Below are 13,628 nucleotides of genomic sequence, written 5' to 3'. Positions count from 1 at the left end.
CTACTCGCCCGGGGCGACCAGCCCCGACTCGTAGGCGAAGACCACCGCCTGGGCCCGGTCCCGCAGGTCGAGCTTGGTGAGGACGCGGCTGACGTGCGTCTTCACCGTCTGCTCGGCCAGCACCAGCGTCCGGGCGATCTCCGTGTTGGACAGGCCGCGGGCCACCAGGGTGAGGACCTCGGTCTCGCGCTCGGTCAGCCCCTTGAGCCGCTGCGCGGGCCTGCCCCGGGCGGCGGGACGCTGCTTGGCGAAGTCCGCGATGAGGCGGCGCGTCACGGAGGGGGCGAGCAGCGCGTCGCCCGAGGCCACGACGCGGACCGCCGCGATGAGGTCGGCCGGCGGCGCGTCCTTCAGCAGGAAGCCGCTCGCGCCGGCCCGCAGCGCCTCGTACACGTAGTCGTCGACGTCGAAGGTGGTGAGCATCAGGACGCGCGGCCGGTGGGTCACCCCCGGCGGCGGCGTGAGCAGCCGGCGCGCGGCCTCCAGGCCGTCCATCTCGGGCATCCGCACATCCATCAGGACGACGTCGGGATGCGTGCGCCGGCTCAGCTCGACGCCCTGCGCGCCGTCGGGGGCCTCGCCCACCACGTCGATGTCGCTCTGGGCGGCGAGCAGCGCGGCGAAACCCGCCCGCACCATGGCCTGGTCGTCGACGATGAGGACGCGGGTCGTCACGTGGGGTCCTTTTCGATGAGCGGAAGTCGTGCCGCGACGCGGAAGCCGCCGTCCGGCAGCGGCCCCACGTCGAGGGTGCCGCCGACGAGCCGCACCCGCTCGCGCATGCCGACGAGGCCGTGCCCGGTGCCGCTCGCCTCCAGCGGCGCGGCGGGCGGTGCCGGCGGCGGGCCGTTGACGACGAGGACGGTGAGCAGGGCGCCGCCTCCCTGATCCGGCTCCGCCACCGACAGCGACACCCGCGTGTGCGCGCCCGGCGCGTGCCGCACGACGTTCGCGAGGGCCTCCTGGACGATCCGGTAGGCGGACAGGCCCACGGTCTCGGGCACCTCGGCATCGATGTCGCAGGGGGTGAATTCCACCGGCCCGCGGGCCCTCGCCGTCGCCTCCACCAGCTGCCCGATCTGCGCCAGTCCGGGCTGGGGCACGAGCTCGCCGTGCGTCTCCTCGTTGCGCAGCACGCCGAGGAGCCTGCGCATCTCGCCGAGCGACTCGCGCGCGGTTCCCGCGATGGACGTGAACTCCTCCCGCACGTCCGGCGGCAGCCTCTCCAGGCGGTACTCGGCGGTGTTCGCCTGCACCGTGATGACGGACATGTGGTGGGCGACCACGTCGTGCAGCTCGCGGGCGATCCGGGCGCGTTCCTCCAGCAGCGTCCGCCGGCCGCGCTCGGCCTCGCTGATCGTCTCCTGCTCGGCCAGTCTGCGCTGCGCCTCGGACCGCTCGCGGAGCACCCCGCCCAGCAGGAGCGCGACGCCCCCGAGGATGGTGAGCAGCAGCTCCCTGGCACCGAAACCGTGGGGTGCGGCGAACCCCAGGGCGACGTTCGCGCCCGCCGTGGCCAGCCACACGAGGACCAGCGTCCGGCGCCGCTCGCGCAGGCCCAGGGCGAGGCAGAGACCGACGTACCCGACGATCCCCGTGGGCGGGAACGGCCACAGCAGCCGCTCCGGGAAGCCGACGGCGAGCAGCGCGAGCGCCCCGGCCACGTCGGCGGCGAAGACCACGTACCAGGCGAGCAGCGGCCGTACGACGGCGAGCAGCAGCGGCGCGGCCTGCGCGACGGCCAGGGCGGCGGCGACGCCCCCGTTCAGACCGTAGTCGGCGGTGAGGACCACGATGGTCGTGGGCAGCAGCGCGACGCACAGCACGAAGGCGACGCCCCACGGCAGCATCCGTACCCACCTGTGGGAGGCCCCCGCGAACAGCGCGCGCGGGCCTTCCTCCTCCGCTGAGGTCATGGGCACAGCCTATGTGCCGCGGGAGGACGCCCGGGGGTCAGCCCGTCGCCAGGAGGACGGCGAAGACGATCAGGCCCGCGGCCACCGGACCGAGCACCTCGTACGCCCAGCGCACGCTCGGCTCCCCCTGCGCCGCCTCGGCCCCGCCCCGCCGCTCGGCGAGCTCCTTGAGGTCGTCCATGATCTGGTCCGTCTGCGCCCGCACGGGCCCCTCGGTCCCGGTCACGGCCGCACCCCCCTGCCCGCCGAAGCCGCCCCCGAGCCCGCCGAGCATCCCGCCCCGCCGGGCGGGACCGCCGCCGACCCCCTCAGCCGTCTGCCGCGCCTCCTGCCGCGCCGCCCGCTTCCGCCCGCGCAGCGACACCGGCACCGCCCACAGCTGGTACTTCGTCCCGCTGGCCGCGACCACCTCGTTCGAGTAGCCGGAGCGCAGCGAGGCCACCGAGCCCCACGGCAGCACGATCACCCGGAACGGGTTGCGCACGCGCAGCCGGTCGTCGTTGACGAACACGGCCGGCCGCAGCGTGAACGCGCTCACCAGCGGCACGATCACGATCATCGCCGCCAGCGCCAGCCACGGCGTACGGCCCTTGCCGACGACCAGCGCGTCGATGCCGAGCCACGCCACCAGGGCGAGCAGCAGCACCCCGCCGGCGATGCCGGCCGAGGAGCGGTGGACCCGGTCGGGGCGGGAAGCCGGCTCGGGGGCGGGCGGCTGGGTCTCGGGGGACGTCATGCCGTCGATTCTGCCCGACGGCCCCGTCGGACCCGTACGCGGAGGGAGGACTCGAACCCGTCGCGGAGGGAGGCGGGGCCGGGGGCGTGGCCCGCGGGCCGTGGCCCGGCGGGCGCGCCGCCCGCGGCTATCCGCGGCCTTCCGCCGCGCACAGCTGCTCGTCGATCACGGCGTTCGCGGCCGGCGTCGTGGTGTCGTCGCCGTCCCCCGTCGCCGCCACGACGACCACATGGCGGCCGTCCGCGCTGAAGCCGTTGCGGGTCGTGTAGCCGAAGAGGTCACCGCCGTGGCTGTAGTAGCTGCCGCCGCAGCTCAGCGGCACCGTCATCAGGCCGAGGCCGTACCGCGCCCCGGGCCAGGCGGGGTCCAGCTCCTTGGCCCGCACCGTCGTCTCCATCTCGGCGAGCTGGGCCGGCTTCAGCAGGCGGCCCTTCATCAGCGCCGAGTAGAACGTCGTCAGGTCGGCCGTGTTGCTGATCATGCCGCCCGCCGAACCGGCGGCGCTCGGGTTCATCACGCTGACGTCGATCGGCGTCCGGCCCTCCGCGGCGAAGGCGGAGTACCCCTTGAGGTGCGGGCCCTTCATGTAGGGGTCGGTGTACGGGGCCGAGGTGCGGTGCAGCCCCAGCGGCCGGACGATGCGGTGGGTCACCTCGTGCTGCCAGCTGTGGCCGGTCACCTTCTCGATGATCATGCCGGCGAGGGTGTAGTTGGTGTTGGAGTAGCTCCAGCCCTTCCCCGGGGCGAAGTTCGGCTCGTGCTTCATCGCCATGGCGACGAGCTGGTCGTCCGTCCAGCTGCGCAGGCGCCCCTCCTGGAAGGCGTCGATGTCGGTGAGGACCGGGAAGTCCGCCGTGAAGTCGAACAGGCCGCTGGTGTGGTTGAGCAGCTGCCGGACGGTGATGCGGCTGCCGTCGTTGCCGTTGCCCGCGACGACGCCCGGCAGCAGGTCCTCGACGGTGTCGTCGAGCGAGAGGCGCCCCTCGCCGACCAGTTGCAGGACGACCGTGGAGACGAAGGTCTTGGTGGAGCTGGCGATGCGGAAGGTGTCGCCGGGCCGGGCGGGACGGCCGGTCTCCTGGTCGGCGATGCCGGCGGTGGCGGTGCGGGAGCCGTGCGGGCCGGTCGAGCGGACGACGACGCCGACGGTGCCGGTGTCGTGCACCGCGTCCGCCCCGCGCCGGAGGGACGGGGCGTGGGTGTGCGTCGCCGCCGCGGCGGGCGTGACCAGCCCGGCGCCGGCGGCCAGGGCCGCCGCGAGGGTGGTGACAACGATGCGGGAGGTGACTCCCGTACGGGGGGTGGGAGAGGTGTGGGGGGTGGTCTCGGTCGCCATGGTCTGGCAGCTCCTCGGAATCGGAGGACCCGGCTCGGTCCGAAGTGCCCACCACGCTATGAACCAGGGGGTGTTGGGCACGATGAGGGCTGCATGACAGTCCGAGGTACAGCCTGCACCACCACCTCCTGGTGGCCGTATGCGCGGCCCCTCGGGGCTGTACAACCCGCTACGCGCGTAGATATGCTCGTACGGTGACCATGCCCACCACTGCACCACACGCTCTCAGCGACGTCACCGCGTCCGACGGGACGCTGCGCCGCTTCCTGCACGGGCTGCCCGGCGTCGACACGGTCGGCCTGGAGGCGCGCGCCGCGTCGCTCGGCACCCGGTCCATCAAGACGACGGCGAAGGCGTACGCCATCGACCTCGCCATCTCGATGGTCGACCTGACGACGCTGGAAGGCGCGGACACCCCCGGCAAGGTCCGGTCGCTCGGCGCGAAGGCGGTCCGTCCCGACCCGACCGACCGCACCACGCCCGCCACGGCCGCGGTCTGCGTCTACCCCGACATGGTGGCCACCGCGAAGGCGGCCGTCGCCGGTTCCGGGGTCAAGGTCGCCTCCGTCGCCACCGCCTTCCCGGCCGGCCGCGCCCCCCTCGCCGTCAAGCTGGCGGACGTCCGCGAGGCCGTCGCCGCCGGGGCGGACGAGATCGACATGGTCATCGACCGGGGCGCGTTCCTCGCCGGGAACTACGCGAAGGTGTTCGAGGAGATCACCGCCGTACGCGAGGCCTGCGGGACGGCCGCCCGGCTGAAGGTCATCTTCGAGACGGGCGAGCTGTCGACGTACGACAACATCCGCCGCGCGAGCTGGCTCGGGATGCTGGCCGGGGCGGACTTCATCAAGACCTCGACGGGCAAGGTCGCCGTCAACGCGACCCCCGCGAACACCCTCCTGATGCTGGAGGCCGTGCGCGACTTCCGCGCGCAGACCGGCGTCCAGGTCGGCGTGAAGCCGGCCGGCGGCATCCGCACCAGCAAGGACGCGATCAAGTTCCTGGTCCTGGTCAACGAGACCGCGGGCGAGGACTGGCTGGACAACCACTGGTTCCGCTTCGGCGCCTCCTCGCTGCTGAACGACCTCCTGATGCAGCGGCAGAAGCTGGCCACCGGCCGCTACTCCGGCCCCGACTACGTGACGGTGGACTGACATCCCATGACCATGGAAAAGCAGACTCCTGTTTTCGAGTACGCCCCGGCGCCCGAGTCGCGCGCGGTCGTCGACATCGCCCCGTCCTACGGCCTGTTCATCGACGGGGAGTTCACCGAGGCGGCCGACGGCAAGGTCTTCAAGACCGTCTCCCCCGCCACCGAGGAGGTCCTCTGCGAGGTCGCGGAGGCCACCGAGGCGGACGTCGACCGCGCGGTCGGCGCCGCCCGCAAGGCGTTCGAGAAGTGGTCGGCGCTGCCGGGCTCCGAGCGCGCCAAGTACCTGTTCCGCATCGCCCGGATCATCCAGGAGCGCAGCCGCGAGCTGGCCGTCCTGGAGACCCTGGACAACGGCAAGCCGATCCGCGAGACCCGCGACGCCGACCTCCCCCTCGTCGCCGCGCACTTCTTCTACTACGCGGGCTGGGCGGACAAGCTGGACCACGCCGGGTTCGGTGCGGCCCCGAGGCCCCTCGGCGTCGCGGGCCAGGTCATCCCCTGGAACTTCCCCCTCCTGATGCTGGCGTGGAAGATCGCCCCGGCGCTGGCGACGGGCAACACGGTGGTGCTGAAGCCCGCCGAGACGACGCCCCTGTCCGCCCTGTTCTTCGCGGACATCTGCCGCCAGGCCGGGCTCCCCAAGGGCGTCGTCAACATCCTCACCGGTGACGGCCGCGCCGGAGCGGCGCTGGTCGCCCACCCGGACGTGAACAAGGTGGCGTTCACCGGGTCCACGGCCGTCGGCAAGGAGATCGCCCGCACGGTCGCGGGCACCCACAAGAAGCTCACGCTGGAGCTGGGCGGCAAGGGCGCCAACATCGTCTTCGACGACGCGCCGATCGACCAGGCGGTGGAGGGGATCGTCACCGGGATCTTCTTCAACCAGGGCCAGGTCTGCTGCGCGGGCTCACGGCTCCTCGTCCAGGAATCGATCCACGACGAGCTGCTCGACTCCCTCAAGCGCAGGCTCGCCACGCTGCGCCTCGGCGACCCGCTGGACAAGAACACGGACATCGGCGCGATCAACTCCGCCGAGCAGCTGGCCCGCATCACCGCGCTGGCCGACCAGGGCGAGGCGGAGGGCGCCGAGCGCTGGTCCCCGGCCTGCGAACTCCCCTCCTCCGGCTACTGGTTCGCCCCGACGCTCTTCACCAACGTCACCCAGGCGCACACCATCGCCCGCGACGAGATCTTCGGCCCCGTGCTGTCGGTCCTCACCTTCCGCACCCCCGACGAGGCCGTCGCCAAGGCCAACAACACCCCGTACGGCCTGTCGGCGGGCATCTGGACGGAGAAGGGCTCGCGCATCCTGTCGGTGGCGAACAAGCTCCGCGCGGGCGTGATCTGGTCCAACACGTTCAACAAGTTCGACCCGACCTCGCCGTTCGGCGGGTACAAGGAGTCGGGCTTCGGCCGCGAGGGCGGCCGCCACGGCCTGGAGGCGTACCTCGATGTCTGATGCCGCACGACTGTCCGTCTTCAAGACCTACAAGCTGTACGTCGGGGGCAAGTTCCCGCGTTCCGAGAGCGGCCGGGTGTACGAGGTGACAGACGCCAGGAACATGTGGCTGGCCAACGCGCCCCTCGCCTCCCGCAAGGACGCCCGGGACGCGGTGGTCGCCGCGCGCAAGGCGTTCGGCGGCTGGTCCGGCGCGACGGCGTACAACAGGGGCCAGATCCTGTACCGGATCGCGGAGATGCTGGAGGGCCGCCGCGACCAGTACGTGCGCGAGGTCGCCGAGGCGGAGGGCCTGTCGAAGTCGAAGGCCGCCGCGCAGGTGGACGCGGCGATCGACCGCTGGGTCTGGTACGCGGGCTGGACCGACAAGATCGCCCAGGTCGTGGGCGGCGGCAACCCGGTCGCGGGCCCGTACTTCAACCTCTCCTCCCCCGAACCGACGGGCGTGGTGGCCGTACTGGCCCCGCAGGAGTCGTCGTTCCTTGGCCTGATCTCGGTCGTCGCCCCGGTGATCGCGACGGGCAACACGGCGGTCGTGGCGGCGCCGGAGCGAGCCCCGCTCCCCGCCCTCTCCCTCGGCGAGGTCCTGGCCACGTCCGACCTGCCCGGCGGCGTCGTCAACATCCTCTCCGGCCGCACGGCGGAGATCGCGGCCCCGCTCGCCGCCCACCAGGACGTCAACGCGATCGACCTGGCCGGCGCGGACGAGCCCCTGGCCAAGGAACTGGAGATCGCCGCGGCCGACAACCTCAAGCGCGTCCTGCGTCCACAGCCTGTGGACGACTGGACGACGACCCCCGGCACGGACCGCATGACGGCGTTCCTGGAAACCAAGACGGTCTGGCACCCGACGGGAGCGCTGGGGGCGTCGGGGTCGTCGTACTGACGGACAGACCACGCGGAACGTGACCGAGCCGAGGCTCCTCCGCAGCGGAGGGGCCTCGGAACCTCTCGGCGCAATCTCCGGCAATTCACCGACGGTTCTTCGCGATCCGCACCATCCTGGACGTCCGACAGCCAGGACGGAGAGCCCCCGTGACACTCAGGTTCATCGGCACCACTTCGGAGAACGGCAACTGCCCCACCCTGTACGAGATCGTCGAGACCGGCGAGATCCTCGTACAGGGCGACCGCGAGACCGACCCCGGGCATCTGGCCCAGCTCCGGGACGTCAAGCCGTCGGAGACGTTCGTACGGATCCCCCGCGAGCTGCTGACCCGCTTCGTGCCCGGCCTGGTCTCCCCGGCCGTCGACGCGGCGACGAAGGAGTAGACCGCGTGCCGGACCTGGTCGCCTTCGACGAGATCACCCACCTCTTCACCGACTTCCAGCACACCGCTTGGCGCCTCGAAACTCAGCGCGGCTATGCCACCGACCGGGACAGCCCGAACTGGCCCCGCTTCCAGAGGGGCGAGACCTTCGGCTACGACCCGGCCAACCCCTGGCAGGCGGCCGTCCGTCGGCAGACGCGGGCCGGGAAGCGGTACGAGCGGGTACGTCTCGTCGACGACCCGCCCACCGAAGGGCAGCGATTCCTCCTCGCCACCGGGCTCGGCAACGTGGCCGCCGGTGAGGACATCCGCAACCTCTGGCGTGCCGACGCCGTACGCCTCGGACTGCCGGACCACGACTTCTGGCTGTTCGACTCCCGCATCCTGGCGAGATTCGTCATCGACGAGCACGGCGTCACCCTCGGCCTCCAGGTCATGGAGGACGCCGAGAACGTCGTGCGTGCCTGCCAAATCCGTGATGCCGCCTGGCATCACGCGGTGCCTACCGGCCAGTTCCAGGCGCAGGTACCGTCGGGCAGGTGAGCGCCACCGACTACCAGTCCGGCCGTGAGGCCCTCGGCGCGCGGTTGCGCGAGCTGCGCGCCGAGGCCGGCCTCCAGGGCAAGGAACTGGCCGATCGGCTGGGCTGGCAGCGGTCGAAGGTTTCCCGTCTCGAGAACGGGAAGCAGACCGCGACCGCCGCCGACCTCCAGGCCTGGGCGCAGGCCCTCGGCGTCCCCGCCGAGGGCGCCGACCTCCTGAGCCGGCTGCGGGGCCTGGAGTCACGGCACCGTTCATGGCGCCGACAGCTCGCCACCGGCCACCGGGCCGTACAGGACCGCTACGTAGCCGCCTACCGGCGCACCGCGACCGTCCGCGGCTACGAAGCCACCGTGATCCCCGGGCTCTTCCAGACCCCTGACTACGCCCGGCACCTGCTGCTCCTCAACGCCGACCTCATGCGGTCACCGCGCGACACCGACGAAGCCGTGCGCGCCCGCATGAGACGGCAGGAGGTGCTGTACGAGAACGGCCACAGCTTCCGCGTCCTGATCTGGGAAGGCGCGCTGCACGCCCACGTCGGGCCCGGCGAGGTGATGGCGGGCCAGCACGACCGGCTGATCGGGCTGATCGGCATGCCCCAGGTGTCGCTCGGGATCGTGCCCTTCGGGGCCCGGCTGAGGCTGTCCCCGAAGCACGGGTTCTGGATCTTCGACGAGGAGCGGGTGGTCGTCGAGACGATCAACTCGGAGTTCGTCCTGGAAGCCGCCGACGAACTCGCCCTGTACGGCCGTGTCTGGGACCGGCTCTCCGAGACAGCGGTCGGCGGGGAGCAGGCGCGCCGGCTGATCGGCCGGGCGCGCGCCTCACTCGGCCTCGGCTGAGCAACCGGCCGGAATCCAGTACCGCCCTCGGCAATCCGGGACAACCGACACGCTTGCCCACAACCCTTCTCCCTACGGTCCTGGTCACGGCATCACTTCACCGCCCGGAGGACAATGTGACCGTCGTCTTGGAACAGCCGGCTGCGACACGCACCCGCGACCCACGGGAACTTCTCAACGCGGTCGCCCCGCACATCACCGAACTCACCGTCAACATCTTCGACTCCGGCATGAGCCTGTGGGACCGCGAGGTCGCCCTGCTCCTGCGCGACCACACCATGGTCCGTGACATGGCCGAGCGGATCCTCGGCAACGCCGTCATGTACGTCATGGGCTCCATCGAGAATCCCGGCGTCCACCTCGGCGTCGGCAAGCTCGTCGACATCGGCGTCCACCAGCTCATCCTCGACACACCCGTCTGGTGGGGGCTGTGCCGTCTGTACAACGACGGCCGGTTCAAGCACCACGCCCCGTTCGTCCAGCGCCGCAGCGACGGCCTGTGCCTGCGCACCGGCGCCTTCCTGAAGGACCAGGGCTGGGCGATCGACGAGGAGCTGTGGGCCATCGACGGCGCGGACTGCTCACCGTGCGACGACAAGGTCCCCGACAGCCACTGAACCGGCACTACAGTCGCCCCCGCCCTCACGGCTCCCCGAGGACGGGGGCTCCCGCATACCGACGACTGGAGGAACCCCTGTGCCCGTACCCCACGACATCGCCGCCGAGACCGAACTGTGGGACGCCTACGCTGAGTCCGCGTTCAAGGAGGACGCCGAACCGTCGTTCTGCTGGACCCAGTACGCCGGTCACGGCCCCGGCACCGAACTCCTCGGCGACCCCGGAACGGTCCTGGAACTCGGCTGTGGCACGGGGCGGGCCCTCGCGCACCTCGCACGACAGGGCGTGAAGGCCACCGGCGTGGACCTGTCCCCGCGAATGGTGCGGCGCACGGGCGAGAAGTGGGCACCGCTCGGCGTGCGGATCGAGCAGGGCGAGGTCCTCGACTGGCTCGCCACCGATCAGGACCGGTACGACGCCGCGTACTCCGTCTTCGGCGCCGCCTGGTTCACCGACCCGTCCCGGCTGTTCCCGCTCGTCCGCCGGCACCTGGCTCCGGGAGGCGTGTTCGTGTTCTCCCAGCCGCCCGCGATCCCCGGCGCGTACGGGCCGCAGGGCATGTACAAGGGCGGCTTCGCGGGGAAGGCGATGTTCACCTACCGCTACAGCTACAAGCCGGCGGTGTGGGAGAGGCACCTGCTCCGGGCCGGGTTCGCCTCGGCCGAGGCGTCGGTCGTGGACGCACCGACACCCGGCCACATCGGCACGCTGATCGTGCGCGCCCGGGCCTGATCGGCCCTGTCCCGCCGCTATCCCGCAACCTCCCGACCGTCCCGGAGCACGGCCGCGAGCGCGCGGGCCGTGGCCACGTTGCAGCGCCCCAGGTCGAGCAACGCGAACGGGGCGGATCCGGCGCAGGAGACCGCGTCCACTCCCAGGGACGGCAGCGTCACCCCCACCGCCCTGAGCGCGTCGCGCAGTTCCTCGCATGCCTCTTCGGCGTCCCCCACCTAGAGAACCTCCCCTCGGCTACGGGCGTTGGCGTGTGCCACCCGCGCCCACATCAGGGTCTCCGCACGGTCGCGGACGTTCAGCAGCGGCTGTACGTCGCGGGGCAGCGCCGTCCATTCCGTGCCGCCGCCTTCGGGGCGCAGCCAGACGAAGCCGTCCTGATGGTCCATGACGACCCCGCGCTTCTCCCGCCGTGTGTCGTGCGCGAGCCGGCCCACGGGGAGCCGGGCCATCTCCGAGGAGGCAAGGGGTGCCTCCTGCCGCTTCTCACTGTTCACACCCTCAGCGTCATGGCGGGCGACGGCGACCGACCAGGGTGACGGTGTTCCGAACCGGGTTGCGGAACAGCCGCCACCTGCCGGATTTCACCTTTCGCAGTCACAATGTCACTCATCGCAACCACCGTTGATGGGGCGCCCGTTCCCTCGTGAACACGGAACGGCACGCCGACACGGCACACGGCAAGGGAGCACCCACCATGACCCAGCCCTCCCGGGACCTCGAACCCGCCCACTCCGCCCGCGACCTGTACGGCGTCGAGCTGCGTCGCCAACGGCGCCTGCTCGGCCTGTCGTTGGACCGGATGTCGGACATCGTCAACTACAGCAAGACCCACCTGCACGGAGTGGAGACGGGGGAACGGCTCCCCCTGCCGCCCCTCTCGGAAAAGCTGGACGTAGCCTTCGGCACGGACGGGCTGTTCCAGGGGCTGTGGGGGGCGGTCAAGCGGGAGTACACGCCGAGGCGGTTCGATCACTGCCTGGAGCTGGAGGCGAGGGCGGTGCGGATTCAAGCCTTCGGTGCGAGCATCATTCCAGGTCTACTGCAAACGGCGGCATACATGCGGGAACTGTTCGTCAGGGCCGAGCCGGGAAGGAGCCCGCAGGAAATCGACAGTCTGGTGGCGGCCCGCCTGGGCCGCCAAGAGGTCCTGCGGCGCACCTGCCCACCGGACTTCTGGTGGATCCTGGGTGAGGCAACCTTGCGGCAGGCCGTAGGCGGACCGGCGGTGATGCGCGAACAACTCGGGGCGCTGCTGCCACTCGCGTACACACGCCACACAACGATCCAAGTAGCCCCGTTCGCAGCGGGTGCGAGCGCGTTGATGAACGGCACGCTCATCCTGCTCACGCTCCCGGACAACTCCACCACCGTGTACCACGAAGGGCCTTGGAACGGGGAGATCTACGACGACCAGGAGACCATCCGGCGAGGTATGCGAGAGTACGATCGCATGAAAGCCTGCGCCCTCCCGCCGCAGGAGTCGGCAGCGTTGATCGAAGCAGTGATGGAGACGTTCGAGCCATGCGAGCCACCCCGAACTTGAATACCGCCCGCTGGCGCAAATCCTCCTACAGCGGAGGCCAGCAGGGGGCCGAGTGCGTCGAGGTCTGCGGCGACTTCCCCGGTGCCGTTCCCGTCCGTGACAGCAAGAACGTGACCGGCCCCGTTCTCGTGCTCACCGAAACGGCCTGGCAGCCGTTCGTCGACGGCCTCAAGGGTGGTTTTCCCTTGCCCGCGTGACCCCAGGGCACTCACCGTCCTCAGCACAGGTAGGCGCTAGGCTCCCGGGAGTGAAGAGTGCTGAGCGCCCCCTCCCGTCTTCCTTCCGCCTGCTTGTCACGGGAGGTGGGACCGGAGGTCACACCTATCCCGCGCTGACCGCGATCCGCGCGTTGCAGACCCGTCTCGCGGCGGACGGCGGGAAGCTCGATGTGCTGTGGGTCGGCACGGCGGAGGGCCTTGAGGCCCGGATCGCTCCGGCCGAGGGCATCCCGTTCGACACGGTCGCGACGGGCAAGATCCGCAGGTCCGCGAACCCGCTGAAGATGGTGTCGCCGGCGAACATGAAGGACATGGCGCGGGTGCCGCTCGGCGTCGCGCAGGCACGGAAGATTGTCGCCGGGTTCCGGCCGGACGTGGTCCTGGCGACCGGTGGGTACGTGGCGGTTCCGGCGGGGCTCGCCGCGAGGATGTGCCGGCGCCCGCTGGTGCTGCACGAGCAGACCGTCCGGCTCGGGCTGGCGAACCGCAAGCTGGCCGGGTCCGCCACGCGGATCGCGGTGTCCTCGGAGTCGACCGTGCCCCTGCTGCCGCATTCTGTGCGCTCCGTGGCGGTCGTCACCGGCAATCCCGTCCGGCCGGAGGTGCTGATCGGCCATGCGGACAAGGCGGTTCAGGCGCTGGGGCTGACCGGCTTCGACCGTCGGCTGCCGACGGTGTACGTCACCGGTGGCGCTCAGGGCGCCCAGCAGATCAACGACCTCATTGCGCATGCGCTGCCCTGGCTGTTGCAGCGGGCGAACGTGATCCACCAGTGCGGGCCGGGCAACGTGGTGGGGCTGATCGAGCACGCGGCCGGGCTGCCGGACGTGCTGCGGGGCCGGTATTACCTGAGCGGGTTCGTCGGCCCGGAGCTTCCCGACGTCCTGGCGCTCGCCGACGTCGTGGTCTCCCGCAGCGGCGCGGGCACCCTCGCGGAGCTCACCGCGCTGGGGAAACCGGCCGTGTTCGTGCCGCTGGCCTCCTCGGCCGGCAACGAGCAGGCGCACAACGCCCGCCATCTGGAGGAGGCGGGCGCTGCCGTCGCGCTGGTGGGGGACGTCGGCATGGACCGGCTGCGGCACGCTCTCGAGCCGCTCCTGACCGATCCGGCGCGGCGGGCGGAGATGGCTCGGGCGGCCCGGGCACATGGGCGGCCCGACGCGGCCGAGAGGCTCGTGGACGTCCTCCTGTCCGCCGCGTCCGGCTGAACCGCGGCGCACGCTCGTCGGGCGAGGTGCGGTGAGGCGCCCGTCAGCAG

The 13,628-nt window shown here is 71.6% G+C and carries 17 protein-coding genes; 11 read left to right on the top strand and 6 right to left on the bottom strand.

Annotation, left to right across the window (positions count from 1 at the left end; all coding sequences use genetic code 11):
* The 4 genes from OIE12_RS20500 to OIE12_RS20485 all read right to left on the bottom strand — a co-directional run bounded on the left by OIE12_RS20500 (position 1) and on the right by OIE12_RS20485 (position 3,988).
* A complete protein-coding gene (locus OIE12_RS20500) occupies positions 1 to 675 on the bottom strand; it encodes a response regulator transcription factor (RefSeq protein WP_329137378.1) in 675 nt (224 codons plus the stop codon).
* Complete coding sequence (locus OIE12_RS20495) at positions 672 to 1,916, bottom strand: sensor histidine kinase (RefSeq protein ID WP_329137376.1); 1,245 nt, start codon at positions 1,914 to 1,916, stop codon at positions 672 to 674. The genes OIE12_RS20500 and OIE12_RS20495 overlap by 4 nt, the downstream gene beginning before the upstream one ends.
* A 37-nt stretch (positions 1,917 to 1,953) precedes the next feature.
* Positions 1,954 to 2,652, bottom strand: a complete 699-nt coding sequence (locus OIE12_RS20490) for a PH domain-containing protein (protein WP_329137374.1) — start codon at positions 2,650 to 2,652, stop codon at positions 1,954 to 1,956.
* Between the two features lie 127 nt (positions 2,653 to 2,779).
* Entirely contained in the window at positions 2,780 to 3,988 is a 1,209-nt protein-coding gene (locus OIE12_RS20485; protein WP_329137371.1) for a serine hydrolase domain-containing protein, read from the bottom strand.
* Positions 3,989 to 4,188: 200 nt separating this feature from the next.
* Between OIE12_RS20485 and deoC the strand changes: the two genes are divergently transcribed.
* The 8 genes from deoC (at position 4,189) to OIE12_RS20445 (ending at position 10,606) form a co-directional block, all read left to right on the top strand.
* On the top strand, positions 4,189 to 5,142 hold the full coding sequence (gene deoC / locus OIE12_RS20480) for a deoxyribose-phosphate aldolase (RefSeq protein ID WP_329142097.1): 954 nt from the start codon (positions 4,189 to 4,191) through the stop codon (positions 5,140 to 5,142).
* 12 nt (positions 5,143 to 5,154) lie between these two features.
* Positions 5,155 to 6,600: an aldehyde dehydrogenase family protein gene (locus OIE12_RS20475; RefSeq protein ID WP_329142095.1), complete on the top strand. Its 1,446-nt coding sequence runs from the start codon at positions 5,155 to 5,157 to the stop codon at positions 6,598 to 6,600.
* Entirely contained in the window at positions 6,593 to 7,486 is an 894-nt protein-coding gene (locus OIE12_RS20470) for an aldehyde dehydrogenase family protein (protein WP_329137369.1), read from the top strand. Before OIE12_RS20475 ends, OIE12_RS20470 begins: the two co-directional genes overlap by 8 nt.
* Before the next feature lie 149 nt (positions 7,487 to 7,635).
* On the top strand, positions 7,636 to 7,872 hold the full coding sequence (locus tag OIE12_RS20465; RefSeq protein ID WP_329137367.1) for a hypothetical protein: 237 nt from the start codon (positions 7,636 to 7,638) through the stop codon (positions 7,870 to 7,872).
* Positions 7,873 to 7,877: 5 nt separating this feature from the next.
* Positions 7,878 to 8,414 (top strand): DUF6879 family protein, encoded by a 537-nt coding sequence (locus tag OIE12_RS20460; protein WP_329137365.1) that lies wholly within the window; start codon positions 7,878 to 7,880, stop codon positions 8,412 to 8,414.
* Positions 8,411 to 9,256 (top strand): helix-turn-helix domain-containing protein, encoded by an 846-nt coding sequence (locus tag OIE12_RS20455; RefSeq protein ID WP_329137362.1) that lies wholly within the window; start codon positions 8,411 to 8,413, stop codon positions 9,254 to 9,256. The genes OIE12_RS20460 and OIE12_RS20455 overlap by 4 nt, the downstream gene beginning before the upstream one ends.
* Before the next feature lie 116 nt (positions 9,257 to 9,372).
* Complete coding sequence (locus OIE12_RS20450; protein ID WP_329137360.1) at positions 9,373 to 9,873, top strand: hypothetical protein; 501 nt, start codon at positions 9,373 to 9,375, stop codon at positions 9,871 to 9,873.
* 79 nt (positions 9,874 to 9,952) lie between these two features.
* Positions 9,953 to 10,606 (top strand): class I SAM-dependent methyltransferase, encoded by a 654-nt coding sequence (locus OIE12_RS20445; RefSeq protein ID WP_329137357.1) that lies wholly within the window; start codon positions 9,953 to 9,955, stop codon positions 10,604 to 10,606.
* A gap of 17 nt (positions 10,607 to 10,623) precedes the next feature.
* Here OIE12_RS20445 and OIE12_RS20440 read toward each other — a convergent pair whose 3' ends face one another.
* Together OIE12_RS20440 and OIE12_RS20435 are read right to left on the bottom strand one after the other, a co-directional pair.
* Complete coding sequence (locus OIE12_RS20440; RefSeq protein WP_329137355.1) at positions 10,624 to 10,824, bottom strand: hypothetical protein; 201 nt, start codon at positions 10,822 to 10,824, stop codon at positions 10,624 to 10,626.
* Positions 10,825 to 11,103, bottom strand: coding sequence for a hypothetical protein (locus tag OIE12_RS20435; protein ID WP_329137353.1), 279 nt, complete (start codon positions 11,101 to 11,103; stop codon positions 10,825 to 10,827).
* Between the two features lie 200 nt (positions 11,104 to 11,303).
* On the opposite strand from OIE12_RS20435, the gene OIE12_RS20430 reads away from it, so the two are divergent.
* The 3 genes from OIE12_RS20430 (at position 11,304) to OIE12_RS20420 (ending at position 13,578) form a co-directional block, all read left to right on the top strand.
* Entirely contained in the window at positions 11,304 to 12,152 is an 849-nt protein-coding gene (locus tag OIE12_RS20430; protein ID WP_329137350.1) for a DUF5753 domain-containing protein, read from the top strand.
* The gene (locus tag OIE12_RS20425) at positions 12,131 to 12,349 is read left to right on the top strand and encodes a DUF397 domain-containing protein (protein ID WP_329137348.1); all 219 of its coding nucleotides are present in this window, start codon (positions 12,131 to 12,133) and stop codon (positions 12,347 to 12,349) included. Before OIE12_RS20430 ends, OIE12_RS20425 begins: the two co-directional genes overlap by 22 nt.
* Before the next feature lie 89 nt (positions 12,350 to 12,438).
* Positions 12,439 to 13,578: a UDP-N-acetylglucosamine--N-acetylmuramyl-(pentapeptide) pyrophosphoryl-undecaprenol N-acetylglucosamine transferase gene (locus tag OIE12_RS20420; RefSeq protein ID WP_443054061.1), complete on the top strand. Its 1,140-nt coding sequence runs from the start codon at positions 12,439 to 12,441 to the stop codon at positions 13,576 to 13,578.
* Positions 13,579 to 13,628: the final 50 nt, after the last annotated feature.

This window comes from Streptomyces sp. NBC_00670 (genome assembly GCF_036226765.1).
In the GTDB taxonomy this organism is placed as follows: domain Bacteria; phylum Actinomycetota; class Actinomycetes; order Streptomycetales; family Streptomycetaceae; genus Streptomyces.
The sequence above is the reverse complement of the archived record's forward strand: the minus strand, read 5'-3'. Positions and strand labels throughout refer to the sequence as shown.

Coding starts and splice junctions, on each gene's coding strand:
- OIE12_RS20495 (WP_329137376.1), bottom strand. CDS start 1,916: ATGACCTCAGCGGAGGAGGAAGGCCCGCGCGCGCTGTTCGCGGGGGCC.
- OIE12_RS20490 (WP_329137374.1), bottom strand. CDS start 2,652: ATGACGTCCCCCGAGACCCAGCCGCCCGCCCCCGAGCCGGCTTCCCGC.
- OIE12_RS20485 (WP_329137371.1), bottom strand. CDS start 3,988: ATGGCGACCGAGACCACCCCCCACACCTCTCCCACCCCCCGTACGGGA.
- deoC (WP_329142097.1), top strand. CDS start 4,189: ATGCCCACCACTGCACCACACGCTCTCAGCGACGTCACCGCGTCCGAC.
- OIE12_RS20475 (WP_329142095.1), top strand. CDS start 5,155: ATGGAAAAGCAGACTCCTGTTTTCGAGTACGCCCCGGCGCCCGAGTCG.
- OIE12_RS20470 (WP_329137369.1), top strand. CDS start 6,593: ATGTCTGATGCCGCACGACTGTCCGTCTTCAAGACCTACAAGCTGTAC.
- OIE12_RS20430 (WP_329137350.1), top strand. CDS start 11,304: ATGACCCAGCCCTCCCGGGACCTCGAACCCGCCCACTCCGCCCGCGAC.
- OIE12_RS20425 (WP_329137348.1), top strand. CDS start 12,131: ATGCGAGCCACCCCGAACTTGAATACCGCCCGCTGGCGCAAATCCTCC.